This window comes from Cupriavidus sp. SW-Y-13 (genome assembly GCF_009793345.1).
GTDB lineage: Bacteria > Pseudomonadota > Gammaproteobacteria > Burkholderiales > Burkholderiaceae > Cupriavidus.
Genome location: NZ_WHLX01000001.1, coordinates 1507297 through 1533009, shown reverse-complemented (window position 1 = coordinate 1533009; position 25713 = coordinate 1507297). Strand labels below are relative to the sequence as shown.

Here is a 25713-nt window from a genome sequence, read left to right as displayed (position 1 = left end):
GCTGGCCGACGCCATGGCGGGCACGGCTGCCGTTCCCATCTACCAACTGCGCCAGGGCAAGAAGGACGTCACAAGCCGATTCCAGGGCCGGTTGATCTCCCTGACCCTGACCGACAACCGCGGCTTCGAGGCGGACCAGCTCGACATCGAGCTGGACGATGCCGACGGCCTACTGGATCTGCCCGAGAAAGGCGCCACGCTCTCACTCGCACTCGGCTGGCAAGACACCGGCCTGGTCGAGAAAGGCCAGTTCAAGGTGGACGAGCTGGAGCACACCGGGCCGCCCGACCGCCTGACGATCCGCGCACGCAGCGCAGACCTCTCCAGCGGCCTGACCACCCGGAAGGAACAAACGTACCGAGACCAGACCCTCGGCGCCATCGTCCGTGTCATCGCCACGCACAACGGCCTGGAAGCTGCGGTCGCGCCCGCCCTAGCCGACCTGGTCATCGACCATATCGACCAGACCGGCGAATCCGACGCCAACTTCCTCACCCGCCTGGCGAAGGACCACGACGCCATTGCGACGGTCAAGCAGGGCAAGCTGTTGTTCATCCGCGCCGGCGCCGGCCAAAGCGCATCAGGCATCGACCTGCCTACTGTCGAGATCACTCGCGCCAGCGGCGATACCCATACGTTCAGCGTGGTCGCGCGCGATAACTACAACGGCGCGAAGGCGTATTACCAGGATGCGCGGCAGGCGAAGAAGGGGGAGGTGGTGGTAGATGCTTCGAATGTGGTGGTAGTGGCGGAGGCTCCTACCGAAGGCAAACGCCAGGGGAAACAGAAGAAGACCCGCAAAGCTGCGGACGTCATCGACAACCGGAATCTCGACAACGTGAAGGTGTTGCGCCACACCTACGCCACGAAGGCCAACGCCGAGCGCGCGGCGCGTGCGGAGTGGCAGCGGATACAGCGAGGGGTGGCGGCGTTTCGGATCACGCTGGCGCGCGGACGGCCGGAGTTGTTTCCGGAGCTACCGGCAACCGTCAGCGGGTGGAAGGCGGAGATCGATGGTACGGAGTGGCTTGTGACGAAGGTAACCCACACTCTGTCGGACGGGGGGTATTTGACGGGGGTGGAGTTGGAAGTGAATGTGCGAGAAGGGGCATAACGCCCCAACCAACTTCATCTCATCGCGAAGCCCCAGTTGCCGTGAAAATCGCGATCTACAGTCTCTTGAGACTCAAATAAGAAATTGATTCCTGAAATAGACTCTTCCGGATACCCACGAGAGCGGAAGACACCTTCGAACTCGTCGCGCAACGCAGGATTGTTGCTCAACATGGTGCGTTCTTCGTCTGTCATCGTCTTGACCCAGACGCCCAAAGCGAGTGTTGTTGCGTCGGGTCCGATACATTCGACCAGACAGTGACTGACATACTGTTTAGCGATAGCGCGTATTTCAACTTCGGCGTAGTGAATAATCAGCAGGATGTCTGATCGCATCAAAATCTCCCCATACCTCTGACCTATCGCTTCTGCTGTCGATACTCGACAGACAACACCGGTGCCTGTCACTCAGCCTACTCCCCGTCGATAATCAAAAGACGCGGCGACATAACTGGTGTTAGCGCACCAGTCACGCCCCATTCCAGCAGATCGTTCCTGCCAGTCCGGCCAGGGCCGCGCCACCTCGCGAGGCGCGGGAATCCTAGCACAACGCTGGAAGACAACCGACATGCAGGACATCCGCTGTGGTAGCTGCAACCGCAAACTCGGCGCAGGCGAATACCTTCGACTCGCCATCAAGTGCCCACGCTGCGGCACGATGAACCAACTGAGGGCCGAGCGCCCCGCATCAGAAGGCCCAAGAGCTTCGTGTATCGGAGATACCGTCCATGAAGCCCGTCATTCCCGCCAAGCTGTTGAACCGCCTTCATCGTAAGGATGCACTCGAAGTCTTGCGCAGCCTTCCCGACCGATCTGTCGATCTGTACTTCACCGACCCGCCCTACTCGTCCGGCGGCCTGCACGCCAGCACTCGGGCGCAGTCGCCGGGCCAGAAGTACATCGGGTCCGACGTGAAGACCCTCTACCCTGAATTCCACCACGACAACAAGGACCAACGCTCCTGGACATTCTGGTGCATGAGCTGGCTCGGCGAGGCGTATCGCGCCGCGAAGGACGGTGGGCACTTGGTGTGCTTCACTGATTGGCGGCAGTTGCCAAGCCTCACCGACGCCGTCCAGGCTGCCGGATTCATCTGGCGCGGCATCGCCGTGTGGGACAAGATGTCCGGCGGCGCACGGCCCCGTCTGGGCGGCTTCTCGCAGCAGGCCGAGTTCATGGTGTGGGCGACGAAAGGCGCGGTTCGCACGGACCAGAAGGTTCACCTACCGGGCGTGTTCTCCGAACGGTTGCCTCGGCCGAAGGTGCATATGTCGCAGAAGCCTGCCGGCCTGGCACAGGAAGTGATTCAGCTCGTTCCGGCGGGCAGCGTCATGTGCGATCCGTTTGCAGGGTCGGGGACTTTCCTCCTGGCGGCTAAGGAACGAGGGTTGTGGTGGATTGGGTGTGAGATCGAGGAGACGTATCACGCAAAGGCGACGGAGAGGCTGTCCGCCGCCTGACCCGCGCAGGTCAGCCCTCACAGATAGTCTTCCTTCAGCTCAGAATTTTCGCCTTCTGTTCGGCGAACTCGGCGTCCGTAAGGATGCCTCGTTCCTTCAGCGCCGCCAGGCGTTCCAGCTTCGAAACGATGTCATCCTCGGCAGCTTGTTGCGGTGGTGCTGCAGGCACACCTTTGGGCTGCCGATGCGCATGAAGCGCGTCGCGTACCTTGTTGGTGAAGGGGACGACCGTCTTCTTCCAGACATTCTTGATGATCCGTTCACTGGCGCCATCCTGGATCCGAATCTCGCCTAGCATAAGTCCGGTCTTCCCCGACACCGAATTTATCTTGTCGAGATTGATCGACACCTGCTTAAGCCCGTAGATCATCCCCTTGTCGAGGAAAAGAACACGGTGATCCGTCAGCACGATGAGCCACGTGTTCCCGTCCATCAGACCGGATGTGAAAGCCAGCACCTGTTCCCGATCCATCAGGATCTCGGGAAGGTGGTTGAGTTCCTTCTTCGTGAAAAACTGATCGTCGCCAATCTCACGTGCGATGCGGTTGTACTCGACCTTGAGCTGTTCCTTGCTGGAATTCTTGAAATCAAACATTCTGTAGTTGCCTTGTTATAGAGCGCTGAACACTGAATCTACTTGTTGCGGGACTTCCCCACTAACGTAAAGCCGATGATTGCCAGAATAACCAGTATCTGCATAGTGGGATCCCAATGGAAAAGACCTCGGACCTGTGGATGGCTCACCCGCACGTAGACGAAGGCATTGACGCATTGAAGTAGCATGAACGAGGCGAACGCGGTCAGCAGTACGCCGGCCACCTCCCGCGCAAGGTCTTTGTCACCCCAGAGCAAGCTACCGAACCACATCACCGCCAAAGCCATGCCAAGGCAGACTATTGCACCGCTGCTCGTCATGGCTGGCGAGGTGGCCGTCGGCGACGTCCCGCTAAACAGCGACGCTACGGTCACGTACATTGCGAGAGTCGCACAGATATAGATGCCGAAGCCTGCGATGCGACCGACGCGCTGGGACCGTGAAATGCGGCGTTGTGGTATTGCAATGATCGGTGCACGACAAATCATTAGCAGGGGCACTGCAGATATGAACATCCACCAGGCGTCGACAACGAGCTTTCCCGTCGATAGGAACCATATGAGAAGAGCGGCTGCAACCAACTGGGCCAACACGGCGGCTTTAGCCCATGACCGCCGCTGCAGTAGCGCCGCTGCACAGATGAGATTGACCAAGGTGCAAGCACCGTTGAGCGCCCACTGCCATGTTATTGGCATAGTAGACCCCGGATACAGCGGCGCCGCGCGAACCTGCTCGGAAGCATAGACCCAGTAGAAGGTCACTAACGAAGAAATCGACGCAAAGAGGTAGAAGTACCCGGCAGCGTCGGGCAGATCGGAACGGTTCATGTATGCGGATGGCTAAATATTTCAACAGGTGACGCAAGCCTCAAGGGCAAGCCGGCCCTCAGACGTTATCGGCCAATTCCCTCCGTCATTTAGCCTTGCTGAGGACCCCTCCAGTTTCCAGCCGCTCTAATCCCAGCAGTCGTCGGGCAATTCGCCTGTCTCCAGCAACACGTCCAGTTGCGGTTCCGTAAGGATGTAGACCCGCTGCGCCTTTGCCTTCGCCACCTTCTTCGGCCCAGCGTTACCACCCGTGCAAAGGAACGTCAGCGATTGCGTGACCGACTTGACCACTCGAAGGCCCATTGTTGCGGCCTGCTGCTCAAGCGCCGCGCGGTGATCCTTGCCGAACCCGGTGAAGGCAATCTGCGGCACATTGGGATCGTGTGCCGGAGCTTTCGTCCGCAAGATTTTTGGTGGTGCTGGCGTAAATGGATCGACCAGTAGCGAGCTGCCCCCATGAAGATATTCGAGCACCCGGTCTTTTCGGAATGTGCGGAAGGCGCGGGAGGTCAGACTGTAGCCATCGATGTAGTGGCCAGCTTCCACCCAGTTCGCAACTTCGTACTCTTTGGTCTCGCCTTTGGCGTTTCGATACAGGAATTGCAGGTTCATAGCCCTCCTTTCGACCGCGATAGGTCGTTGGGAAAGGGGCGACATGAAAACGTCTACCAGGCGCCGGCGTACGTGGCACCGACCTTTAAGATGGCAGTCCGACTAGCGAGTCGGTGACCGCTTCTTTCGTACCTGCTTCGCAATGGGCAACTCACCCTCCTGTTTAGACACGTGCCTGCTGCACCTTGATGGCGAAAGGCAGACACATCCGATAGTCCGCCAAGGACCACGGGAAGTTAGGGGGCGCTTGAACTGGTGAAAATCTAGATTGGTCGCAGCGGGTACTCCGACCACTTGAGCGACCTTCCGCTGCCTGCATCGAGGCATTCGCGGGAGAGGCCGTCCATCATCTTGACGATGCTTCCTGCCGAGTATTGACGTCCATCGAACTGGCACTGGGTTGCGACCGCTGGCGGTGGTGCGGCCTCGGCGACATGGCTTCGCGCGGTTGCCCCAATGGCACCGCACATGGCGGCTCCCATCAGTGCCAGAGCGAGCTTGAATCGGCGCAACTGTTTCGCCAGGGCGGCGCATCTACCGCAAGAGATCGAGGCGTTGCATGCTGACGTTGCCACCCCGCTATGCGCATGCTCGATAGAGCCGCCCATGTTGATGGCGTTGTTCATTTGGCCTGGACCACTGCCAGCGTGGTACACGACGCTCGATGCGACCACGACTTGACCTACATCTCCCTCAACGATCACATCGTGTTTCTTCATTGCATTCCCAAGAAAGAACCTACGACTACGGCAGACCCCATACCCGTGGCGCGCGTCGTTGCGCGCGCCTTGTTTGAGTCAGTTCTTGCGCTTCTTTCCCATGTTGATCGTCATCGGCGCCGACACCTGGAGATCGCCCTCGACGAGCTGGCCAACGTCGCCCTTCACGCTGACGCGTTGGGCCGACTCGGGCTGCATGCCGCTGAGCAGGGCTAGGACGCCCGCGCGAGCGCGCGCGTCGAGTTGGCGGTACGCAGAGACCACCCTGCTCTCTTCGGCTGACAGCGGCTCAAATGCGCGCTCGCCGACGAGGATGTACATCACGTCGAAGTTCTCGCGCGCTATGGCAGCGAGATAGGAAGCGTCAGGGACGCGCTCAGACTTCTCATAGAAGACCTGCGTTTTCGGCGAGACCCCGCCTATCGCGGCGAGAGCTGCCTGGGTGAGTCCGGCTCGCTTGCGCTCATCGAATAGGCGTTTTCCTAAACATTCCCTTTCTTCCCTCTGGATCATTGAAAAAACTTCCTTTCGGTAAGATACTGAAGTTGTGCAACGCTAACTTTCACACTGAGTATATCCGCCATGTCTCGTGCGAAATCACCGGTATCGCGTGCCCCGCGTGGGGTGCTGAAGGACAAGCCAATCAGCATGCGTCTGCTTCCCACTGAGCACGCGCAACTCGAAGAATTAGCCGCTGGTAGAGAACCGCTCGCTGTCTTCACTCGCACGCTTGCTCCTACTTGAAGGACTGTTGACGTATCGCAGCAGACCGGAGCACTCGACCTCATCCCGGAGGGCCATCTGATGTCGATGGATCTCTGCCCACACTGCAAGACCCGCGTCACTATCCGGACCAGTCGCGAACTCTCCGATCTCACCCGTGAGAAGTACTTCCAGTGTCCAAACATCTTCTGCGGCACGACCGGCAAGATCCTGTCGACCGTCGTCCACACCATCGTGCCAAGCCTGAACCCGAATCCCAAGGTGTTCCTGCCGCAATCCAGAGCGCGCGACATCCCACAGGACACTCGCCAGCTAGATCTCCTGCAGACCTAGCGGCCTAACCGCCCTTCCCTTTCGCTGACCGTCTTCATGCCCTTTCGGGGCGTGAGGGACTTCTCTTGCCCGGATTCCATGAACCCATCCCTTCATACCGACGTCACCGCCCGCCTGCTGCGCGACTACGCGTTCAAGGAGAAGCGTTCCGGCGAGAAGCTGGAGGCCGGGCTATGCCCGTCGTGCGGCAAGAAAACCCTGTGGGCCTTCGGCAATGCCCCGTGGGTGATCCGCTGCAACCGGCTTAACAAATGCGGCGTCGAGCTGCACATCAAGGATCTGTACTCGGATCTCTTTGAGAGCTGGTCCGACCGCTACGCGCCGACACCGGAGAACCCGAAGGCGTCCGCCGATGCCTACCTGCACGATGGCCGGGGCTTCGACCTGGCGACGATCGGCACCTGGTACACGCAGGAGAGCTACTACAGCCACGAGTTGAAGATCGGCAGCGCGACGGTGCGGTTTCCGCTGGCGCCACGTGTGTACTGGGAGCGGATCATCGACCAGGCGCATCGGTTCGGCGACCGCAAAGCAACGTTCTACGGCAGCTATCGCGGGATGTGGTGGCAGCCGCCGGGAGCCAGCCACGCTCAGGAGAAGGAGGTATGGATCGTTGAAGGAATCTTCGACGCCATTGCGCTGATCCTGCGTGGCATTCCCGCCGTGGCGGCAATGTCCTGCACCAACTACCCCTCGCTGGCGCTGCAGGGGCTGGCCGAGCAGTGCGCCGCCGGCGGACGTGCGCGGCCCCAGCTCGTGTGGGCAATTGATGCCGATAAGGCCGGCACGCGGTACGGGAAGGAATGGTTGAAGCGCAGCCGCGAAGAAGGCTGGGAGGCGACCATTGCGCTGCCCAAGCAGGTCGGATCGAAGAAGCGCGACTGGAACGACCTGTACCAGCTCGACAAGCTGTCGGCGCCTGAGATTGAGGAATACCGCTACCTCGGCGCCCTTGTGGCCGCTCCGACCGCCGCCGAGAAGGCGCGGCTGATCTACGGCCGCACCAGCATGAGCCAGTTCGCTTTCGACTTCGAGAGCCGGCTGTACTGGTTCAAAGTGGACCTCGACGCGCTGAACCGCGAGATGGACGCCGTGCGCCAAGCGCACGACGAGATGCCGGAAGACGAGATCCGCGATGCGGCGATGTTGAAGGCTGGTGTGGTCACGAACATCGCTACATGCCTGCCCACTGTCCTTTACTACCAGGCTAACGCGGCCACCGATGAGGCCTGGTACTACTTCCGCGTGGCGTTCTCCCACGATTCCGATCCGGTCAAGAACACGTTCACCAGCTCCCAGGTGGCGTCCGCCGGCGAGTTCAAGAAGCGCTTGCTGGCCGTGGCGCCGGGCGCCTTCTACACGGGCACCAACGGCCAGCTTGACGCCTACCTGAAAGAGCAAATGCACCGCATCCGCAGCGTGCAGACCATCGACTATGTGGGCTACTCGAAGGAGCACGAATGCTACGTATATGGCGACGTGGCCGTGAAGAACGGCAAGCGGCATGCGCTCAATGACGAGGATTTCTTCGACGTGGGTCGGCTGTCGATCAAGACCATCGGCGGTTCGGCCGGCCTTTCGATCAACACCGAACTGCAGAAGATGCGGCGGGACTGGGTGGACCTGCTGTGGCGCGCCTTTGGCGCGAAGGGCATCGTTGCATTGGCGTTCTGGCTCGGATCGTTCTTCGCTGAGCAGATCCGCAAAGGCGAGGCGATCAACCAGAAGAGCTTTCCGTTCCTGGAGATCGTCGGGGAGCCAGGCGCCGGCAAATCGACGTTGATCGAGTTCCTGTGGAAGCTGTGCGGCCGGCGCGACTATGAAGGGTTCGATCCATCGAAATCATCGCTGGCCGCACGGGCGCGCAACTTCGCCCAGGTGGCAAACCTGCCCGTGGTGCTGATCGAGGGCGACCGGGGCGAGGACGGCAGCAAGGTCAAGGGCTTCGACTGGAACGAGCTGAAAACGGCCTACAACGGCCACGCCACGCGCGCACGGGGCGTGAAGAACGCGGGTAACGAAACCTACGAGCCGCCCTTCCGCGGCACCGTGGTCATCAGCCAGAACGCCGAGGTCAACGCCAGCGAGCCGGTGCTGCAGCGGATTGTCCATCTCTACTTCGACCGGGCCGGGCAGAACGCCGACACGTTCGCCGCTGCCCGCGCGCTGGAGCAGATGCCCGTGGAGGACGTGTCCGGCTTTCTGCTGGCCTCGATTCTCAAGGAGAAGGACATCCTCGGCGGCTTCGTCGCACGCATGCAATGCCACCAGGACGTGCTGCTGCGCACGCCGGGCGTAACGACCGCTCGCCTGGCGAAGAACCACGCACAGGTGATGGCCATGGTTGACGCACTCGACATGGTGTTGCCAGTGCGCCCCGAGTATCGCGACGCCGCGCTGCGCCAGCTCGTAACGATGACCGTCGAGCGCCAGCAGGCCATCGCCTCCGATCACCCGCTTGTGCAGGAATTTTGGGATCTGTACGAGCACATCGAATCAGCCGACGACGACCGCGCCGTGCTGAATCACGCGCGAGGCAATGGCCTGATCGCCATCAGCCTGCGCCATCTTGAACAGGAGGCCAACGAGCGCCGCCTGAACCTTCCCCCGCTGGCCGACCTGAAACGCGTGCTGAAGACATCCCGGCACCGCAAGTTCATCGATCTGCGGGTCGTCAACAGCGCGATCAACGCGCGTTTCAATGCCGAGCATCTGCATCTTCCGAAACGTCCGAGCACCTTGAAGTGCTGGGTGTTCGAGGATCGCTCGGGGAATAAAGGAGCGTGAGTATGTCTTCGTTCAATGTGAGCTTGCTTGGGAGGGCGTCATGAACATGCCGATTGTCACTGAGGCGCAGTTGCGCCACGCGCACCAGGTGCTGCGGATCGTTACGCCGTTTGAGGGGATGTCGGAGCTGCTGCGACGAACGGTAGTGGCGGCGGCTCGGGCGATGGCGGTCAAGGTGCCTGGCCGCATGGCGGATCGTACGGCCGTGGTGGATTTGAAGCGGCAGGCTGGTGGGGACTTTGGGGAGTGAGGGGATGGCTGAAAGCAGCAACGCATTTTCATCCGAACTCGTCGACCAGCTCGCCCTTGCAGTCGCGGAGCATGTGAACGCCCCCGTTCCGCTCAATGTCGCGCTATGGAACGTCGAATGCATTGCCCGATATCTGATGCGGTCGATCCGCGTAGTGCGGGAACGCATCGTTGTCCAAACCGACTTCCCGGCGCCGATCCGTATCCCCTCGATGCAATCCGGCGGCAATGAACTGACGCAGGCGACGCCGCTTTGGGAAGCCGCTGAGGTCATCGCCTGGGCCAGGTCGTACAAGCAGCGCGCAAAGCGCACTGCTCGGCATGCCTCACCCCAGACGCTCCGCGATGCTTGAAGCCGGCTCGTTGTAGTACGTAAGCAGCTCCTGGATGTTGGTGTGCCCGGTCATCCTGGCCAGATCCAGCGGCTGCAACTTCTTCGCCAGGCGCGTGATGGCTTCGTGTCGCGTGTCGTGGAACGTCAGGCCGGCGATGCCGGCCTTTTCTTTTGCCTTGCGAAACAAGGCGTCGCGGCTGGCGGCGGACAGATTGAACAGTGGCTTGCCGTCGTCCACGGCCGGCAACATCCGAAGCAACTCCACCGCCCTGGTCGACAACGGCACGTTCCGAGCGCCGCCGTTCTTCGTCAGCGGCAGATGGGCCACACGGCGTTCATAGTCAACAGTACGGCTGGTCAGACCGAGCATCTCTCCGGACCGCATGGCGGTCTCGATCGCTAGCAGGAAGGCGACGGCCACACGCTGGGAAGGTAGGGCTACTGGTAGCCCTTCGACATATCCCATGGCAGCGGTGAGCAGGTCGATTTCCTTGGCGCTGATAAGCCGCGTCCGGGGCGGATTCTCCGGTGGTCGGCGGACGTCTTTCATTGGATCTCGCACCAGCCAGCCCCATTCCTTGCGGGCAACTTCCAATGCGTGGGAGAGCAGCGACATTTCGCGAGAGACAGAGGAACCGGAAACCTCACGCACGCGGGCATCACGCCAGGCAGCGATATCGGCCGGCTGCAGGTCGGCCAGGCGGATGTCTCGGAATTGGCGGCCCGCGATCTTCTTCCTTCCGATCACCTCGAGGCGCAGCTTTTCCCATCGGGCGCCCCGCTTCTGAGGGCTGACACTGCGCTGATACTCGTCCAGGACATCACCGACGGTGCACGTCTTGCTACCCAACCCTCCGGCAATCGACCGGATCTCGGTTTCGCGCTGCGCCGCCCATGCCTGAGCCGCTGCCTTGGTTTCGAAGGTGCGGTCGTCCCGCTGACCGCCAATACGGATCTGGACTCGCCAGCCCGTCGCCACTTTTTGGATAGATGCCATACGCCCTTGCCGCGGGGAGTTCGCGGGGAAAATTCGGGGAGCGCGGGGTGATTATATAGTGGCGTGAAGTGGCGTGGCGTGGACGAAGCCGCTATGCAAAACACCCGGGGAGCCTTGTCTGGCTTCGGATTACGGACGTTTAGTGGGGGATAGTGACGTGAGGTGTATTCGTCACAAAAAGATGGTTGGTGCGAGGGAGGGGACTCGAACCCCTACACCATTGCTGGCGTCAGGACCTAAACCTGGTGCGTCTACCAATTTCGCCACCCTCGCGGTCCTTGGAAACGGCTTCGGAAAACAAAAAAGGCGGCTGGAGCTGCCCGCCTTTTCTTGCTTGTGGCGCATGGCGCGCCGGAAGCCGGTCCGTGCCGCTGGCGTGACTGCAGCCTGCGGCGTAATGAGGATGCGGATTGTATCGTAAGGCGAACAGGGAATCCAGCCCCCTGCCCGCTTCGTCGATCTTCGGTTACTTCCGTCCCCGGATAAACGCAATCACCAGCACGGTGGCACACGCTTCCAGTGCGGCCACGAAATACAGCCCCGATGAGAGCTGGCCGGTGGTGCTCTTGAACCAGCCGATGGTGTAAGGCGCCACGAAGCCGGCCAGGTTGCCGATCGAGTTGATCAGGGCGATGCCGCCCGCTGCTGCGGTGCCGGTCAGGAAGGCCGAGGGCAACGACCAGAAGACCGGGAACGCAGCCAGGATGCCGATGGAGGCGATGGTTAGTGCCACCAGGGCCAGCACGGCGCTGTGCAGCCAGAAGCCGGTCAGGGTCAGGCCCACTGCGGCGATCAGGGTTGCGATGGCGCAGTGCATGCGGCGCTCGCCGGTGCGGTCCGAGTGGATGCCGTTGAGCACCATGGCGATGGTGCCGGCCACGAACGGGATGGCTGAGATCAGGCCGATCTGCAGGTTGCCGTGTACGCCCAGCTCCTTGATGATCGACGGCGACCAGAACGCGATGGTGGCGTTGCCGCTGACCACGCAGAAATAAATCGCGGCGCAGATCCATACGCGCGAGTTGGCAAACGCGTCCTTCAGGTGTGCATGCTTGGACGGGTCGCGGGCTTCGGCGTCCACGTCGCTGGTAACGATGGCCTGTTCGCGGGCGCTGAGCCACTTCGCATTGACGGGCTTCTCGGGCAGGAAGGCGAGCACGGCAAAGCCAGCCAGCACCGACGGGATGCCCTCGATCACGAACAGCCATTGCCAGTTGGCCAGGCCATCCACGCCATCCATCACGCTCATGATGAAACCGGCGAGCGGGCCGCCGACCACGCCGGCGATGGCGAACGAGGTCATGAACAGGCCGTTGATGCGCGCACGGCGGGCGGCCGGGAACCAGTAGGTCAGGTACAGCACCACGCCCGGAAAGAAGCCGGCTTCGAAAATGCCCAGCATGAAGCGCAGCGTGTAGAACTGCATCGGCGTCTTCACGAAGATCATCGCCATCGACGCCAGACCCCAGAGGATGGTGATCCGCGCCAGCGTCTTGCGCGCGCCGATCTTCTCCAGCAGCAGGTTGCTCGGCACTTCGAACAGAAAGTAGCCGATGAAGAAAATCCCTGCGCCCAGGCCGTACACGGCCTCGCTGAACTGCAGGTCCTGCAGCATCTGGAGCTTGGCAAAGCCCACGTTGACGCGGTCGATCCACGCCAGGATGAACAGGAAGACGAGGAACGGGATCAGGCGCACGGTGATCTTGCGGTACGCCTCGCTGCGTTGCTGGGCCAGTTCCGCAGGCGGCAGGCTGTCCAGGGCGCCAGGGGCGCCGGTCATCACGGAAGACATCGGTGACTACTCCTTGGGTGTGGTGGGCGGGACCTCGCTACGTTGGCGAGGCCCTCTCGCAATGCGCTGTGCTGGCGCTGGCGACGGGCAGCAGAATCCCTGCCCGGTCCGGTTGAATCAGCAACCGGGTATCGGGAATCAAAAAACTTCGGCGAAAACTTCAGCGAGAAATCAGGCCGGTATCAGCCCAATGCGGCTTCGATCGCAGCGGATACCTGCAGCACGCGGGCATCGCTGCCGCGCAGGCCGCACACACCAAGCCCCATCCCTTCGCCCATCGGCAGCGAGCTGGCGCAACCGTCGAGGAAGTTGATGACGCTGGCGTTGCGCAGCACCAGGCCGTTGATCGCGAAGAAGTCCTCGTCGCGCGCAATGGCGTCGAGGCGCGGCGCACGCACGGCCACGCTGGGCATCAGCCACGCATCGGCATCGCGCAGCAGTTCGGCGGCGCGTTGCTGCATGGCGCGGCGTTCGGCCAGCAGCACGATGTAGTCGGCTGCCGTCAGCTTCTCGCCGCGGCGGATACGTTGCGCCACGCGCTGGTCGTACTGGTCGCCCTTGGTCTGCAGCAGTTCACGGTGCCAGGCCCACGCTTCCGCCGCAGTCAGGCCACCTGCCGCGTTGATTTCGGGCAGACGACGCAGTTCGGCAAAGTTGAACTCGACGATCTGCGCGCCTTGTGCCGACAGTCGGGCCAGCGTGGCCTCGAATGCCTGCGCGACTTCTGCGTCCATGCCATCGAGCACGAAATCGCGCGTCACATACAGGCGCAGACCGCGCAACGCTGCGGGACGGGTGTCGAGCGTCTCGCCGCTAAGCACGGCGTCCACGGCCGCGCAGCACGCTACCGAGCGCGCCAGCGGGCCGGCGGAGTCGAGTGAGGTCGAGAGCGGCACGGCGCCGTCGAGCGGCACGCGGCTGGCGGTCGGCTTGAAGCCGGTCAGGCCGCAGAATGCCGAGGGGATGCGAATCGAGCCGCCGGTATCGGTGCCGAGTGCGGCCACGGCCATCTGCTCCGCCACGCTCACGGCGCCGCCCGATGTGGAACCGCCGCTGAGGCGCTCCGGGTCGAACGGCGACCGCGGCGTACCGTAGTGCGGATTGAAACCCAGCCCCGAGAACGCAAACTCGCTCATGTTCGTGCGGCCAATCAGCACGGCGCCTGCGGCACGCAGACGCGCCACGGCAGGTGCGTCGGCCTGCGCGGGCGCATTGCCTTCCAGCGCCTTCGAACCCGCGCGCGTCACCTGTCCGCGCACATCGAACAGATCCTTGATCGATACGGGCAGGCCAGCAAGCGGCGACGCCACGTTACCGGCCGTGCGGGCCTGGTCGGCGGCACGGGCCTGGGCCAGCGCGCCATTGGCGTCCACGCTCAGGAACGCTGCACCGCCAGCTTTCTGATGGCGGTCGATATTCGCCAGCGCGGCCTCGGTCAGCGCGACACTGGTGGTACGGCCTGCTGCCAATGCGGCGGCGAGTTCGGCAATGGTCGGGGCTGTCATCGTCATCCTCTGTTCCTCAATCTTGTCTGGTCAGGCTACAGCAAGCGTTTCCACGCGATAGGTATGACGCAGCGTACGGTTCCGCACCGGATCGTGCAACGCCACTTCAAACGATTCGCCGTGACCCATCTCGCCGATCACAGCCTGCGTGCCGCAGAACATGGCCGTGCCGGGCGGCAATTGCGCCTCGCCAGTCAGGCGCTGGATCAGATCGCGCGGGTCCAGCAGGCGCGTGACCTTGCCTTCCTGATACAGATTGCGCTGGCCGTCGCGTACACGCCAGCAGCGCATTTCCAGCACGTCCCAGTGATCCGCCACCTCATCGAAACGCCACACGTCGCGGCCCATCGGCTTGGCGCACATCTGCTTGGAGACGGTCACGTCATAGGCTTCCACCTTGCGATCGGTGTGGTCGGAGCCGATGCCGATATACAGCGCGTCCTTGCCCTGCAGCAGCACGAATTCGGTCTCGCCCGAGGAATCATCGCGCGGTACTTCAAGCACATCGTCGGTGGTCAGAAGCTGCGCGGCCAGCGGATAGAACGTGGGCACGGTGGCGGGCGGCTTCACGCCAATGGCGGCCAGTTCGTCGATGTGATGCTGCACGGCGTCGCGGTCGCGGCCGGTCCAGCCAGCGATGATCAGTCGTTCGATGTCGAGGGCGAGTGCGCCCCCGCCGGCTACCTGAAGTTGCAGTGTCGGCATGATTACTACCTTGTTACGGAGGGGAAAAATTCGGTCAGAGTGTCCGGATGATGTTCTTCCGGAATTCGTCGATGTGTTCGCGGATGGATTCGCGCACGGCTGGGATGTCGCGGCGCTCAAGGGCGTCCACGATCTCCAGATGCTCCTGGTACACGTTTTCCAGATGCTGCGGATCGGATAGCGAGAGGAACCAGAAGCGCGCCTGCTTCTCGTGCAGGCCGCGCAGCAGTTCGGCCAGCACGCGGTTGCGCGAGGCGGCCGACATGGCAGTGTGGAATTTCAAATCAAGCGAGGCGAGTGCCGGGATGTCGCGCCGGGCAATCAGGTCCGGCGAGCGATCCACGATATCGCGCATCGCCTTGAAATCGCTGTCGTGCCCGCGCTCGCAGGCCAGCGTGGCGCACAGCACCTCGTTGGTGGCGCGTACCTCGATCATGTCGAGCACTTCATTCAGGGACAGCGGCGTCACCAGCACGCCCTTGCGCGGCAGGATCGACACCAGCCCTTCCACTTCCAGCCGATGCAGCGCCTGATGCACGGGCGTACGGCCCAGGCCGATCAACGCGGCAACCTGCGCTTCGATCAGCGGCTCGCCGGGCCGGAATTCGCACGCGATGATGCGGCGCTTGATCTCGGTGTAAGCCTGCTCGCGCATCGCCGCGCCACTCTGGGCAGGCGTCAGCGCGGTGGGAACGGGATCGGAAGCACCGACCAGTCGGATGGGATTCACCATGGGCGTGAAATCTTGATGCTGCTGTCTTTGAAGTTGCAGTGATACTAGTGTGATATTTCACAGAGCACAACCCGAATCAGATTAGGGTAAACACGATGCGTGAACATGAGGTTCATAGAGTGGCGTATCATCAACCACTCGCCTCGAATCGATTACCGATTCGTTAGTATCTTGGTGCAATATGCGGCCATCGTGGTGCAGCGAGTCACGTCGATGGTGCCAAGGTCCAATCCATGAATGACACCGACAGCGAACGCCCTGACCCGCTGTTCAACCAATCGCTCGAAAAAGGTCTGGAAGCGCTCCGCGCCTTCAGCGCCGTGCATCGCACGTTGACACTCGCCGAACTGGCGGGGCTCACGGGCATGACCAAGAGCTCCGCCCAGCGCACCGTCCATACCCTCGAACGGCTGGGCTATATCGACAAGCACCCCCAGACCCGTCGTTTCCGGCTGACGCCCAAGGTGATGGAGATCGGCTTCAACTATCTGGCCGCCGATTCACTGATTCCGATTGCCAGCCCTTATCTTGCGCAGCTTGCCAACGCCAGCGGTGAAACGGCCAACCTGACCGAGCCTGTGGGGCTGGACATGGTGTACGTCGCGCAACTCATGACAGCGAAGCACATGCCTGTGCTGACGCCCGTGGGCATGCGGATTCCGATGTACTGCACAAGTTCAGGCCGCGCCTACCTCAGCAAACTGCCGGACGATCAGGTGCGCTCGGTGCTGGAGGCATCCACGCGTGCGCCCCGCACGCCGGCCACGCTGACCGATGTGGATGCGATCTTTGCGCAAGTGGTGGCGTGCCGCAGCCTGGGCTATGCGTGCAATGAGGAAGAGTTGTTTCTCGGGGATATGGGCGTGGGCGCGCCGATCGTGAATAGCCGCGGTGAAGCGGTGGGCGCCGTGCATGTGTCGCCGCCAGCGAGCCGGTGGACGATGGCTGAGGCGCAGAGGAAACTGGGGCCGCTGGTGATCGAGTGTGCGTGGGCGATTTCGCGGTCGATCGGGCATTGATCGCGTGCCTCTACCACTGGTTTTCTCCCCTCTCCCGCATGCGGGAGAGGGGAGAAAACCACAGGGCATAGCCATCGATATCGCTATCCCGCATGCTCCAACATCGCCACCAGCAACACATTCGCTCCGGCCTCGATATGCTCCGGTAGCGCGTCTTCCAGTTCGTTGTGGCTGATGCCGTCCTTGCACGGCACGAAGATCATGCCGGTGGGCGCGCGCTGGGCTACGTACACGGCGTCATGGCCGGCGCCGCTGACCACGTCCATGTGCGGCAGGCCCAGTTGCGCAGCAGCGCGGCGCACGCTATCCACGCAGGCCGGCGCGAAGATGCAGGGTTCGAACTTCACCACCTGCCGGATCTCGACAGTCACACCGGCCACGTCCGCGATGCCACCGAACGCCGCGTGCATCGCCGCATCCATGCGGTCCAGCCCTTCCTGCGCGAGATTACGGAAATCGACCGAGAAATCGACGCGCCCCGGAATGACGTTGCGCGAATTCGGCGTGACCTCGACAAAGCCCACCGTACCGCGACCATGCGGCGCCTCGTCACGCGCGATGCGGTTGACGGCCTCGATCATGCGGGCCGAGGCCAGCAGCGCGTCGTGACGCAATGCGAGTGGCGTGGGACCGGCGTGCGCATCCTGACCGATCACGGTCACGTCGTACCACTGCTGGCCCAGCGCGCCGGACACCACGCCAATCGGCAGCCCCGCCGCCTCCAGTACCGGACCCTGTTCGATATGGGCCTCGAAATACGCCGCGTACATGCCGCCAGGCACCTCGCCCGCGCGCTGCGTGCCGAGGTAGTCGATTGATCTCAGCGCATCGCCCACGCTGATGCCGTCGCGGTCCTGCTGGGCGCGCGCATCCTCGGCATCGAACACGCCCGCGAAGACGCCCGAACCCATCATCACCGGCGTGAAGCGCGTGCCCTCCTCGTTCGTCCAGAACGCCACCTCCAGCGGTGCGCGTGTGGCAATGCCGAGGTCATCGAGCGTGCGCATGACCTCCAACCCCGCCAGCACGCCAAAGTTGCCGTCGAACTTGCCGCCAGAGGGCTGGGTGTCGATATGGCTGCCCGTGGCCACGGCCGGTGCATCGGGGTCGGTACCGGCACGACGCGCGAAGACATTGCCGATCTCGTCCACGCGGACGTCGAGCCCGGCATCGCGGCACCACTGCACCACGAGATCCCGGCCCTTGCGGTCTTCATCGGTCAGCGCGATACGGCACACGCCGCCCTTCGGCGTGGCGCCGATTGCGCCGAGGTCCATCAGCGATTGCCACAGGCGGGCGCCATTGATGCGGGGAGTGAATTGCGAATCCATGTCTTGGTTGTCTGCAGTGGGTGAGCGTAGGAGGTGCACCGCTTCAGCAAGATCCAGACCACGCCGCATGGATTAGCGAAGGCGTTTGCGATGGTGCATGGCTACTGGCACATCACTTGCTAGATCGAACGCAGCACCCTGTCATCACCCCATCCGCACCATCGGACGTTCATCCCCATCCATCAGGAGCCATGCCTGTGACCCACCCCACGTCTTCCCGCGCGAAAGGTTTCTCCACCACGATCCGTTGCGTCTCTACCGCCGTCGCACTCTCGCTACTCGCCCTGCCCGGTATCGCGATGGCCGAGAAAACGCTGCGCATCGGCATGACCGCCGCCGATATCCCCCGCACCCTCGGTCAGCCCGACCAGGGCTTCGAGGGCAATCGCTTTACCGGCATTCCGATGTACGACGCGCTCACGCAGTGGGATCTCTCGAAGAGCAACGGACCGAGCCTGCTGATTCCTGATCTCGCCACCGAATGGAAGGTCGACGACAAGGACAAGACGAAGTGGGTGTTCAAGCTGCGTTCCGGCGTGAAGTTCCACGATGGCTCCGCCTTCAATGCAGACGCCGTGGTCTGGAACGTCAACAAGGTACTCGACAAGACCGCCAAGCAGTTCGATGCCAGCCAGGTGGGCGTGACCGCCTCGCGCATGCCCACGCTGCGCAGTGCGAAGAAGATCGACGACCTGACCGTGGAACTGGTTACGTCCGAGCCGGATTCGTTCGTGCCATACAACGTGTCGAACCTGTTCATGGCCTCGCCCACGCAATGGGAGAAGAAGTTCGCGTCCGTGCCGGCCTCCGTCACCGATGCTGCCGAGCGCAGCAAGCAGGCATGGGTGGCCTTTGCTGCCGATGCCTCGGGCACGGGTCCGTTCAAGATGACGCGCTTCGTGCCGCGCGAGCGTCTGGAACTGGCGAAGAATGCGTCGTACTGGGATGCGAAGCGCGTGCCGAAGATCGACAAAGTGGTGATGCTGCCGATGCCTGAAGCCAACGCGCGCACCGCCGCGCTGCTGTCCGGCCAGGTCGACTGGATCGAAGCACCGGCACCCGATGCCGTCGCACAGATCAAGAGCCGCGGCTTCGAGGTCTATGCCAACGCGCAGCCGCATATGTGGCCGTGGCAGCTCTCGTTCGCACCGAACTCGCCTTGGCTCGACAAGCGCGTGCGCCAGGCCGCCAACCTCTGCGTGAATCGCTCTGGTCTGAAGACGCTGCTGGGTGGCTACATGGCGGAGGCCAAGGGCATTGTCGAAGCTGGAAACCCGTGGTGGGGCAATCCGAAGTTCGACATCAAGTACGACCCCGCCGCCGCCCGCAAGCTGATGACCGAGGCAGGTTTCTCGGCCGCCAAGCCGGTGAAGGTCAAGGTGCAGGTCTCGGCATCGGGCTCTGGCCAGATGCAGCCGTTGCCGATGAACGAGTACGTGCAGCAGAACCTGAAGGAGTGCTTCTTCGACGTGGACTTCGATGTCGTGGAGTGGAACACACTGTTCACGAACTGGCGCATCGGCGCCAAAGACGCCAGCGCCCACGGCGCCAACGCCATCAACGTGAGCTTTGCCGCAATGGACCCGTTCTTCGCGATGGTCCGCTTCGTCAGCACCAAGACGCAGCCGCCGGTCTCGAACAACTGGGGCTTCTTTGGCAACGCAGAGTTCGACAAGCTGATCGAGACCGCACGTACCTCCTTTGGTGAAAAGGACCGTGACGCCGCGCTGGCCAAGCTGCATGCGCGCATCGTCGAGGAATCGCCGTTCGTGCTGATCGCCCATGACGTGGGCCCGCGCGCGATCTCGAAGAAGGTGAAGGGCGTGGTGCAGCCGCAAAGCTGGTTTATCGATATCGCGACGATGTCGATGGATTGAGGCGGGGTTGTCATCTCCCGCTGGTTTGCCCCCCTCTCCCGTGCAACGGGAGAGGGGCTGGGGGAGAGGGCATGTCGTTCTGCTTGCCGACATATCGCATGTTTGAACCGCTGGTCCTCTCCCCTACCCCTCTCCCGCAAGCGGGAGAGGGGAACCGAGTTCAAACAATATTGGTTCACCCCACAGCCGGCCACCGCCCATGACCTACCTGCTCCGCCGCATCGTGTATGCGTTGCCGATCCTGCTTGGGGTCGCCCTGCTCTGCTTCTCGCTGGTCCACATTGCGCCCGGCGATCCACTGGTCTCGGTGCTGCCGCCGGATGCCTCTGAAGAACTGCGCCTGCAACTGACTGCGCTGTACGGCTTCGACAAGCCCTTCCTCGAACAATTCATCCACTGGCTGGTGCGCGCGCTGCACGGCGACCTGGGTACATCGATCGCCACGAACCGGCCCGTGATGGCCGAAGTGTCGAAGGCAGTGATCAACTCGATTCGTCTCGCCACGGTAGCTACGTTGATCGGCTTCACGTTTGGCTGCCTGTTCGGTTTTGTCGCGGGCTATATGCGCGATTCGGTGTCCGACCGCGTCGCCTCATTCATCTCGGTGCTCGGCGTCAGCATCCCCCACTACTGGCTGGGCATGGTGCTGGTGATCGCCTTCTCGGTGGTGCTGGGCTGGCTGCCCGCAACCGGCGCAGGCCCCGGCGGCTCGGGCGACTGGACGTGGGACTGGGAGCATATCCAGTACCTGATCCTGCCGGCCGTCACGATGTCCGTGATCCCCATGGGCATCGTTGCCCGCACCATCCGCGCCCTGGTCGCTGAAATTCTCTCTAACGAATTCATCGTCGGGCTACGCGCGCGCGGGCTATCCGACATCGCCGTGTTCCGCCATGTGGTCAAGAACGTGGCACCCACGGCGCTGTCCGTGATGGGTCTGCAACTCGGCTACCTGCTGGGCGGCTCGATCCTGATCGAGACGGTGTTCTCGTGGCCCGGTACGGGCTTCCTGCTGAACGCAGCGATCTTTCAGCGCGATTTTCCGCTACTGCAAGGCACGATCCTGATCCTGGCCGTGTTCTTCGTGATGCTCAACCTCGTGGTCGACGCGCTGCAGACGCTGTTCGATCCGCGCATCCAACGCAACTAAGGAGGCACCGCCATGGAAATGACGCTGAACAAGGGCGTGGCCGCGCTGCCGGTGGAGCGCTCCCCGGGTTACTGGAACACGGTCGGCCGCCGGCTACTGCGCAACAAGCTTGCCATGCTGGCAGCACTGATCCTGCTGGCATTGATCGTGATGGCGATCTTCGCACCGGTGTTGATGCCGGCCGATCCGTATGCGTCGTCGATCCTGAAGCGGCTCAAGCCCATCGGCTTCGAGGGTTATCCGCTCGGCACCGACGAACTGGGCCGCGACATGCTGTCGCGCCTGATGCTTGGCGGACGGCTCTCGCTGTTCATGGGCATCACGCCGGTCCTGCTGGCCTTTGTGATTGGCAGCGCCATCGGCATCGTGGCGGGCTACGCGGGTGGCTGGACCAACACCGTGATCATGCGACTGACCGATGTGCTGTACGCCTTCCCCTCCGTGCTGCTGGCGATTGCGCTGTCGGGCACGCTGGGCGCGGGCGTGGGTAACGCACTGCTGTCGCTGACCATCGTCTTCATTCCGCAGATCGTGCGCGTGGCGGAGAGCGTGACCACGCAGGCGCGCAATCGCGAATTCGTCGATGCCGCACGCGCATCCGGCGCGTCGTCGCTGACCATCGTGCGCGCGCATGTACTCAACAATGTGCTCGGCCCGATCTTCGTCTACGCGACGAGCTTGATTTCCGTGTCGATGATCCTCGCATCGGGGCTGTCCTTTCTCGGCCTCGGCGTGAAGCCGCCCGAACCCGAATGGGGCCTGATGCTGAACACGCTGCGCACGGCCATCTACACGCAGCCATGGGTCGCGGCCCTGCCCGGCGCGATGATTTTCCTGACGTCGATCTCGTTCAACCTGCTGGCCGACGGCATCCGCTCGGCCATGGAAATCAAGGAGTGAACATGACCGATACGCTTGCTCCCCTGCCCGCCGCACCCGCCATCGACATCGGCGGCCCGGCACAACCACTGGTCATCGCGCGCGACCTCGTCAAGCATTTCCCGCTGAAATCACCCGTGCCGCTGCGCAAGGGCGGCGTAGTACGCGCCGTCGATGGTGTCAGCTTCGATGTACTGAAAGGCGAGACGCTTGGCGTGGTGGGTGAATCCGGCTGCGGCAAGTCCACCACCGCACGCCTGCTGATGCAACTGACTCCACATGATCGCGGCGAGCTGATCTTCGACGCACAGGGTGTGGGCTCTGCACAGTTGCCGCTGAAGGCTTACCGCAGCCAGGTGCAGATGGTGTTCCAGGACAGCTACTCATCGCTGAACCCGCGCCTGACCATCGAGGAATCGATTGCCTTCACGCCGCGCGTCCATGGTGTGCCAGCAAAGGAAGCCACCGAGCGGGCGCGCTATCTGCTGGAGCGCGTGGGGCTGGAGCCGAAGCGCTTTGCCGGTAGGTATCCGCACGAACTCTCGGGCGGCCAGCGTCAGCGCGTGAACATTGCGCGGGCGCTGTCGCTGCGGCCCCGGCTGGTGATTCTCGATGAAGCCGTCTCCGCGCTCGACAAATCGGTCGAGGCCCAGGTGCTGAACCTGCTGCTCGATCTGAAGGCTGAGTTCGACCTGACCTACGTTTTCATCAGCCACGATCTCAACGTGATCCGCTATCTGTGCGATCGCGTGATGGTGATGTATCTCGGCAAGGTCGTGGAGATTGGCGATACGGAATCCGTCTACGCCAATCCCGCGCATCCGTACACACGCGCGTTGCTGGCGTCGATGCCGTCGATGGACCCCGACCACCGCACGCTGGCCGCGCCACTGGCTGGCGATCCCCCCAATCCGATCGATCCGCCACCCGGATGCAGTTTTCATCCGCGTTGCGCCCGCGCCGAGCCGGTTTGCGAGCGCCGCACGCCGACGCTGTCCGACGCGCTGGCCGGCCATCCGGTGTCCTGCCTGATGGCGATGCCCGATGGCGGCCACTCGCTGCCGCTGCGCCGCATGACGCCCGGCCTGCACGCGGCCACGCCTTGACCACGCGGAGAACCATCATGTCTCAAGACCCCACTGCTTCCGCATCCGCCGTCTCCGTCCGCGATCTGCATGTCACGTTCTCGGGCGGCGGCAAGACCATCCGCGCCGTCAACGGCGTCTCGCTCGATGTCGCCCCCGGCGAAGCTGTTGCGCTGATCGGCGAATCCGGTTCCGGCAAGAGCGTGACGCTGCGCGCGATGATGCGCCTGCATCCGCCGCGTCGTACCAGGATGACCGGTCAGATTCGTGTCGACAATCAAGACGTGCTCGCGCTCGACAAACGCGCGCTGGCCCGCCTGCGCGGCGGCACCGTGGCGATGGTGTTCCAGGAGCCGCTGCTCGCGCTCGATCCGGTTTATACGGTAGGCCAGCAGATCATCGAATGCATCCGCACGCATCGCAAGGTGTCGAAGACCGAAGCCCAGGCGCTGGCGCTCAAGGCGCTCGAAGCCGTGCGCATCCCAAGTCCGGAGCGACGGCTCGCGGCCTATCCGCATGAAATGTCAGGCGGTATGCGGCAACGCGCCATGATCGCCCTCGCACTGTCCGCACAGCCGAAGATCCTGCTGGCCGATGAGCCGACCACGGCGCTCGATGCCACCGTGCAGATCCAGGTGTTAATCCTGCTGCGGGAACTCCAGCGCGAGTTGGGGCTGTCGATCGTATTTGTCACGCACGATATCGGCGCCGCCGTGGAGATCGCCGATCGCGTGGCCGTGATGTATGGCGGGCGCATTGTCGAGGAAGGCCCGATCCGCACGCTGCTGCGCGACGCACGCCACCCGTACACCATCGCACTATTGCAAAGCCGCCAGCACGGCATGGACCGTGGCCAGCGCCTGCAGACCATCGGCGGCGCGCCGCCCGATCTCGCCGCGCTGCCGCCGGGCTGCACGTTTGCGCCGCGCTGCGCGCATGCTCGCGCGGAATGTATGGCCGATGTGCCGCGCGCGGTCTCGCTCGGCAACGGCCACCGCGTGAGCTGCACGCTGGTCGAGGCGCCCGCCGTCAGCGAATGCGCTGCCTGACTCCACTTTTTTCCGTCATATCGCCACAAGGACCGCCCGACACCATGAGCCTGGCTACCCATCCCGCCCGCGCCTTCCTGCCCTACCCCGATGTCGATGTGCCAAACATCGCGACCGGGCCCCTGCAAGGTCTGACCTTCGCTGTGAAGGATCTGTTCGATGTTGCCGGCTATCCCACTGGCGGCGGCAATCCGCATGTACTGGCCCGCTCGGGTATCAAGACCTCTACCGCACCAACGGTCCAGAAGCTGCTCGATGCGGGCGCCACGTTCGTCGGCAAGGTGCATACCGATGAACTCGCGTTCTCGATGAACGGCCAGAACTATCACTACGGCGGCCCCTACAACGGTGCGGCGCCGGATCGCATCACGGGGGGCTCGTCGTCTGGATCGGCCTCGGCGGTATCGAACCGGCTGGCTGATTTCGCGCTCGGCACCGACACAGGCGGCTCGGTGCGGGCACCGGCCAGCCACTGCGGACTGTTCGGCATCCGTCCCACGCATGGCCGCATCTCGCTGGAACAGGTCATGCCGCTGTGCGAATCGCTCGATACCTGCGGATTCTTCGCGCGAGACATCGCCACGTTTGCCCGCGTGGCAGATGTGTTGCTCGGTGCCGATGGCGATCCGCTGCCCGCCAAACCCAAGCTGCTGCTCGCCTCCGACCTGTTCGAACTGCCCACCCCTGAAGCGCGCGCGGCATTGGCGCCAACCGTGGCGCGGATCGAAGCGGTGTTTGGCAAGGCTGTGCCCGTCGATGTGGCCGACCGTCCGCTGTCGGACCTGTACTGGGCGTTCCGTTATGTGCAGGGATGGGAAGCGTGGCAGGCCGATGGCGCGCTGATCGAGAACTACGGCTTGCAACTCGGCCCGGATGTGGCGGGCCGTTTCGCCTTCAGCAAGGGCGTGACACAGGCCCAGTTCACGCACTCGACCACGGTCCGCAACGAGTTCATCGTTCATCTGGGCCGATTGCTCGGTCACGACAGCATCCTCGTGCTGCCCACGATGCCCGACATTGCACCGCTGCGCTCCGCGCCGATGGAATCCCTCGAAGACTACCGCACCGCTGCTGCGCATACGCTGTGCCTGACGCCGCTGTCGGGGTTCCCGCAACTGAGCCTGCCACTGTCCGGCCGCGATGGCGCACCGCTGGGGATTTCGCTGATCGGTCCGAAGGGGAGTGACAGGAGCTTGATTGCGGTGGCGGAGGTGTTGATGACGGCGTTGGTGTGAGTTAGGGTTCCGCAATGCCATCTGTTTCCTCCCCTCTCCCGCATCGCGGGAGAGGGGCCGGGGGAGAGGGCATCGAGGCTCTGCTTGCCGACCTGTCGCAATTTGAACCGCTTGCCCTCTCCCCCGCCCCTCTCCCACAAGTGGGAGAGGGGAGCAAACCGAACGGGATAACCAACAATATGACCAAACTTCGCATCACCACCCCCACGCACACCTTCATCGCCGAGACCCACCCGGACGCGCCCGAGACCGTGGCCGCTTTCATGAAGCTGCTGCCCTATCGGCAGAAACTGATTCACGTGCGCTGGAGTGGTGAAGGCTGCTGGATTCCGCTTGGCGAGTTCAAACTTGGCGTGGGCTTCGAAAACCACACCAGCCACCCGTCCGTGGGCGACATCCTGTTCTACCCGGGCGGCTACAGCGAGACCGAGATCATCCTGGCCTATGGCAGTTGCTGCTTCGCCAGCAAGATGGGGCAACTGGCCGGCAACCACTTCCTGACCATCGTGGAAGGCAAGGAGAACCTGCGCGCCCTCGGCACCAAGGTGCTGTGGGAAGGCGCGCAGGATGTGGTCTTCGAGCTGGCGGAATAAGGGGAGTCAGG

27 protein-coding genes and 1 tRNA gene are annotated in these 25713 nt (G+C 62.8%); 15 read left to right on the top strand and 13 right to left on the bottom strand.

The genetic code is table 11. From position 1 onward, the window contains the following. Positions 1 to 13 precede the first annotated feature (13 nt). On the top strand, positions 14 to 1114 hold the full coding sequence (locus GA566_RS06805) for a phage late control D family protein (protein WP_160473241.1): 1101 nt from the start codon (positions 14 to 16) through the stop codon (positions 1112 to 1114). Positions 1115 to 1128: 14 nt separating this feature from the next. On the opposite strand, the gene GA566_RS06800 is transcribed toward GA566_RS06805, so the two are convergent. Further along, positions 1129 to 1449, bottom strand: coding sequence for a hypothetical protein (locus GA566_RS06800; RefSeq protein WP_160472174.1), 321 nt, complete (start codon positions 1447 to 1449; stop codon positions 1129 to 1131). A 232-nt stretch (positions 1450 to 1681) separates the two neighbouring features. Between GA566_RS06800 and GA566_RS06795 the strand changes: the two genes are divergently transcribed. Both GA566_RS06795 and GA566_RS06790 read left to right on the top strand, forming a co-directional pair. Further along, on the top strand, positions 1682 to 1888 hold the full coding sequence (locus tag GA566_RS06795) for a Com family DNA-binding transcriptional regulator (protein ID WP_160472172.1): 207 nt from the start codon (positions 1682 to 1684) through the stop codon (positions 1886 to 1888). After that, complete coding sequence (locus tag GA566_RS06790; protein WP_160472170.1) at positions 1842 to 2573, top strand: site-specific DNA-methyltransferase; 732 nt, start codon at positions 1842 to 1844, stop codon at positions 2571 to 2573. The genes GA566_RS06795 and GA566_RS06790 overlap by 47 nt, the downstream gene beginning before the upstream one ends. Before the next feature lie 34 nt (positions 2574 to 2607). Here GA566_RS06790 and GA566_RS06785 read toward each other — a convergent pair whose 3' ends face one another. From GA566_RS06785 to GA566_RS06765, 5 genes are all read right to left on the bottom strand, one after another. Beyond that, a complete protein-coding gene (locus GA566_RS06785; protein ID WP_160472169.1) occupies positions 2608 to 3168 on the bottom strand; it encodes a PH domain-containing protein in 561 nt (186 codons plus the stop codon). Positions 3169 to 3206: 38 nt separating this feature from the next. Continuing rightward, positions 3207 to 3995 (bottom strand): hypothetical protein, encoded by a 789-nt coding sequence (locus GA566_RS06780; protein ID WP_160472167.1) that lies wholly within the window; start codon positions 3993 to 3995, stop codon positions 3207 to 3209. Between the two features lie 126 nt (positions 3996 to 4121). Beyond that, on the bottom strand, positions 4122 to 4607 hold the full coding sequence (locus GA566_RS06775; protein ID WP_160472166.1) for a BRCT domain-containing protein: 486 nt from the start codon (positions 4605 to 4607) through the stop codon (positions 4122 to 4124). 263 nt (positions 4608 to 4870) lie between these two features. After that, on the bottom strand, positions 4871 to 5326 hold the full coding sequence (locus GA566_RS06770; protein ID WP_237380079.1) for a hypothetical protein: 456 nt from the start codon (positions 5324 to 5326) through the stop codon (positions 4871 to 4873). Between the two features lie 78 nt (positions 5327 to 5404). Continuing rightward, positions 5405 to 5839, bottom strand: coding sequence for a helix-turn-helix domain-containing protein (locus GA566_RS06765; RefSeq protein ID WP_160472163.1), 435 nt, complete (start codon positions 5837 to 5839; stop codon positions 5405 to 5407). 291 nt (positions 5840 to 6130) lie between these two features. Here GA566_RS06765 and GA566_RS06760 point away from each other — a divergent pair, with 291 nt between their 5' ends. The 4 genes from GA566_RS06760 (at position 6131) to GA566_RS06745 (ending at position 9771) form a co-directional block, all read left to right on the top strand. Then, entirely contained in the window at positions 6131 to 6382 is a 252-nt protein-coding gene (locus GA566_RS06760) for an ogr/Delta-like zinc finger family protein (RefSeq protein WP_370459274.1), read from the top strand. 78 nt (positions 6383 to 6460) lie between these two features. Next, a complete protein-coding gene (locus tag GA566_RS06755; RefSeq protein ID WP_160472161.1) occupies positions 6461 to 9169 on the top strand; it encodes a toprim domain-containing protein in 2709 nt (902 codons plus the stop codon). A gap of 40 nt (positions 9170 to 9209) precedes the next feature. After that, positions 9210 to 9419 carry a hypothetical protein gene (locus tag GA566_RS06750; RefSeq protein WP_160472159.1) on the top strand — a complete coding sequence of 70 codons (210 nt, stop codon included), beginning with the start codon at positions 9210 to 9212 and terminating at the stop codon, positions 9417 to 9419. A gap of 4 nt (positions 9420 to 9423) precedes the next feature. Next, the gene (locus GA566_RS06745; protein ID WP_160472158.1) at positions 9424 to 9771 is read left to right on the top strand and encodes a hypothetical protein; all 348 of its coding nucleotides are present in this window, start codon (positions 9424 to 9426) and stop codon (positions 9769 to 9771) included. Here the strand turns inward: GA566_RS06745 and GA566_RS06740 are convergent. From GA566_RS06740 to GA566_RS06715, 6 genes are all read right to left on the bottom strand, one after another. Further along, complete coding sequence (locus GA566_RS06740) at positions 9745 to 10749, bottom strand: site-specific integrase (protein WP_160472156.1); 1005 nt, start codon at positions 10747 to 10749, stop codon at positions 9745 to 9747. The two genes, GA566_RS06745 and GA566_RS06740, sit on opposite strands and share 27 nt — an antisense overlap. 186 nt (positions 10750 to 10935) lie before the next feature. Next, a tRNA-Leu gene (locus GA566_RS06735) sits at positions 10936 to 11022 on the bottom strand. A 193-nt stretch (positions 11023 to 11215) separates the two neighbouring features. After that, positions 11216 to 12541 (bottom strand): MFS transporter, encoded by a 1326-nt coding sequence (locus tag GA566_RS06730; RefSeq protein ID WP_137924471.1) that lies wholly within the window; start codon positions 12539 to 12541, stop codon positions 11216 to 11218. A 182-nt stretch (positions 12542 to 12723) separates the two neighbouring features. Then, the gene (locus GA566_RS06725) at positions 12724 to 14046 is read right to left on the bottom strand and encodes an amidase (protein ID WP_160473239.1); all 1323 of its coding nucleotides are present in this window, start codon (positions 14044 to 14046) and stop codon (positions 12724 to 12726) included. Positions 14047 to 14076: 30 nt separating this feature from the next. Then, positions 14077 to 14751: a DUF2848 domain-containing protein gene (locus GA566_RS06720; protein WP_137924470.1), complete on the bottom strand. Its 675-nt coding sequence runs from the start codon at positions 14749 to 14751 to the stop codon at positions 14077 to 14079. 34 nt (positions 14752 to 14785) lie between these two features. Further along, positions 14786 to 15484, bottom strand: a complete 699-nt coding sequence (locus GA566_RS06715) for a GntR family transcriptional regulator (RefSeq protein WP_160472154.1) — start codon at positions 15482 to 15484, stop codon at positions 14786 to 14788. 233 nt (positions 15485 to 15717) lie between these two features. On the opposite strand from GA566_RS06715, the gene GA566_RS06710 reads away from it, so the two are divergent. Beyond that, the gene (locus GA566_RS06710; protein ID WP_137924468.1) at positions 15718 to 16503 is read left to right on the top strand and encodes an IclR family transcriptional regulator; all 786 of its coding nucleotides are present in this window, start codon (positions 15718 to 15720) and stop codon (positions 16501 to 16503) included. A gap of 83 nt (positions 16504 to 16586) precedes the next feature. Here the strand turns inward: GA566_RS06710 and GA566_RS06705 are convergent, their stop codons facing one another. Next, positions 16587 to 17834: a Zn-dependent hydrolase gene (locus GA566_RS06705; protein ID WP_160472152.1), complete on the bottom strand. Its 1248-nt coding sequence runs from the start codon at positions 17832 to 17834 to the stop codon at positions 16587 to 16589. Positions 17835 to 18025: 191 nt separating this feature from the next. Between GA566_RS06705 and GA566_RS06700 the strand changes: the two genes are divergently transcribed. The 7 genes from GA566_RS06700 to GA566_RS06670 all read left to right on the top strand — a co-directional run bounded on the left by GA566_RS06700 (position 18026) and on the right by GA566_RS06670 (position 25702). Further along, positions 18026 to 19711 carry an ABC transporter substrate-binding protein gene (locus GA566_RS06700; RefSeq protein ID WP_160472150.1) on the top strand — a complete coding sequence of 562 codons (1686 nt, stop codon included), beginning with the start codon at positions 18026 to 18028 and terminating at the stop codon, positions 19709 to 19711. Positions 19712 to 19910: 199 nt separating this feature from the next. Continuing rightward, positions 19911 to 20861, top strand: a complete 951-nt coding sequence (locus GA566_RS06695; protein WP_137924465.1) for an ABC transporter permease — start codon at positions 19911 to 19913, stop codon at positions 20859 to 20861. Positions 20862 to 20873: 12 nt separating this feature from the next. Then, on the top strand, positions 20874 to 21761 hold the full coding sequence (locus tag GA566_RS06690; protein ID WP_160472148.1) for an ABC transporter permease: 888 nt from the start codon (positions 20874 to 20876) through the stop codon (positions 21759 to 21761). Positions 21762 to 21763: 2 nt separating this feature from the next. Then, positions 21764 to 22846 carry an ABC transporter ATP-binding protein gene (locus tag GA566_RS06685; RefSeq protein ID WP_160472146.1) on the top strand — a complete coding sequence of 361 codons (1083 nt, stop codon included), beginning with the start codon at positions 21764 to 21766 and terminating at the stop codon, positions 22844 to 22846. Between the two features lie 17 nt (positions 22847 to 22863). Further along, positions 22864 to 23874 carry an ABC transporter ATP-binding protein gene (locus GA566_RS06680; protein WP_160472144.1) on the top strand — a complete coding sequence of 337 codons (1011 nt, stop codon included), beginning with the start codon at positions 22864 to 22866 and terminating at the stop codon, positions 23872 to 23874. A 44-nt stretch (positions 23875 to 23918) separates the two neighbouring features. Beyond that, positions 23919 to 25109, top strand: a complete 1191-nt coding sequence (locus GA566_RS06675) for an amidase (RefSeq protein ID WP_160472142.1) — start codon at positions 23919 to 23921, stop codon at positions 25107 to 25109. Positions 25110 to 25288: 179 nt separating this feature from the next. Further along, the gene (locus GA566_RS06670; protein WP_137924460.1) at positions 25289 to 25702 is read left to right on the top strand and encodes a DUF3830 family protein; all 414 of its coding nucleotides are present in this window, start codon (positions 25289 to 25291) and stop codon (positions 25700 to 25702) included. Positions 25703 to 25713: the final 11 nt, after the last annotated feature.

Coding starts and splice junctions, on each gene's coding strand:
- GA566_RS06805 (WP_160473241.1), top strand. CDS start 14: ATGGCGGGCACGGCTGCCGTTCCCATCTACCAACTGCGCCAGGGCAAG.
- GA566_RS06800 (WP_160472174.1), bottom strand. CDS start 1,449: ATGCGATCAGACATCCTGCTGATTATTCACTACGCCGAAGTTGAAATA.
- GA566_RS06795 (WP_160472172.1), top strand. CDS start 1,682: ATGCAGGACATCCGCTGTGGTAGCTGCAACCGCAAACTCGGCGCAGGC.
- GA566_RS06790 (WP_160472170.1), top strand. CDS start 1,842: ATGAAGCCCGTCATTCCCGCCAAGCTGTTGAACCGCCTTCATCGTAAG.
- GA566_RS06785 (WP_160472169.1), bottom strand. CDS start 3,168: ATGTTTGATTTCAAGAATTCCAGCAAGGAACAGCTCAAGGTCGAGTAC.
- GA566_RS06780 (WP_160472167.1), bottom strand. CDS start 3,995: ATGAACCGTTCCGATCTGCCCGACGCTGCCGGGTACTTCTACCTCTTT.
- GA566_RS06775 (WP_160472166.1), bottom strand. CDS start 4,607: ATGAACCTGCAATTCCTGTATCGAAACGCCAAAGGCGAGACCAAAGAG.
- GA566_RS06770 (WP_237380079.1), bottom strand. CDS start 5,326: ATGAAGAAACACGATGTGATCGTTGAGGGAGATGTAGGTCAAGTCGTG.
- GA566_RS06765 (WP_160472163.1), bottom strand. CDS start 5,839: ATGATCCAGAGGGAAGAAAGGGAATGTTTAGGAAAACGCCTATTCGAT.
- GA566_RS06760 (WP_370459274.1), top strand. CDS start 6,131: ATGTCGATGGATCTCTGCCCACACTGCAAGACCCGCGTCACTATCCGG.
- GA566_RS06755 (WP_160472161.1), top strand. CDS start 6,461: ATGAACCCATCCCTTCATACCGACGTCACCGCCCGCCTGCTGCGCGAC.
- GA566_RS06750 (WP_160472159.1), top strand. CDS start 9,210: ATGAACATGCCGATTGTCACTGAGGCGCAGTTGCGCCACGCGCACCAG.
- GA566_RS06745 (WP_160472158.1), top strand. CDS start 9,424: ATGGCTGAAAGCAGCAACGCATTTTCATCCGAACTCGTCGACCAGCTC.
- GA566_RS06740 (WP_160472156.1), bottom strand. CDS start 10,749: ATGGCATCTATCCAAAAAGTGGCGACGGGCTGGCGAGTCCAGATCCGT.
- GA566_RS06730 (WP_137924471.1), bottom strand. CDS start 12,541: ATGTCTTCCGTGATGACCGGCGCCCCTGGCGCCCTGGACAGCCTGCCG.
- GA566_RS06725 (WP_160473239.1), bottom strand. CDS start 14,046: ATGACAGCCCCGACCATTGCCGAACTCGCCGCCGCATTGGCAGCAGGC.
- GA566_RS06720 (WP_137924470.1), bottom strand. CDS start 14,751: ATGCCGACACTGCAACTTCAGGTAGCCGGCGGGGGCGCACTCGCCCTC.
- GA566_RS06715 (WP_160472154.1), bottom strand. CDS start 15,484: ATGGTGAATCCCATCCGACTGGTCGGTGCTTCCGATCCCGTTCCCACC.
- GA566_RS06710 (WP_137924468.1), top strand. CDS start 15,718: ATGAATGACACCGACAGCGAACGCCCTGACCCGCTGTTCAACCAATCG.
- GA566_RS06705 (WP_160472152.1), bottom strand. CDS start 17,834: ATGGATTCGCAATTCACTCCCCGCATCAATGGCGCCCGCCTGTGGCAA.
- GA566_RS06700 (WP_160472150.1), top strand. CDS start 18,026: ATGCCTGTGACCCACCCCACGTCTTCCCGCGCGAAAGGTTTCTCCACC.
- GA566_RS06695 (WP_137924465.1), top strand. CDS start 19,911: ATGACCTACCTGCTCCGCCGCATCGTGTATGCGTTGCCGATCCTGCTT.
- GA566_RS06690 (WP_160472148.1), top strand. CDS start 20,874: ATGGAAATGACGCTGAACAAGGGCGTGGCCGCGCTGCCGGTGGAGCGC.
- GA566_RS06685 (WP_160472146.1), top strand. CDS start 21,764: ATGACCGATACGCTTGCTCCCCTGCCCGCCGCACCCGCCATCGACATC.
- GA566_RS06680 (WP_160472144.1), top strand. CDS start 22,864: ATGTCTCAAGACCCCACTGCTTCCGCATCCGCCGTCTCCGTCCGCGAT.
- GA566_RS06675 (WP_160472142.1), top strand. CDS start 23,919: ATGAGCCTGGCTACCCATCCCGCCCGCGCCTTCCTGCCCTACCCCGAT.
- GA566_RS06670 (WP_137924460.1), top strand. CDS start 25,289: ATGACCAAACTTCGCATCACCACCCCCACGCACACCTTCATCGCCGAG.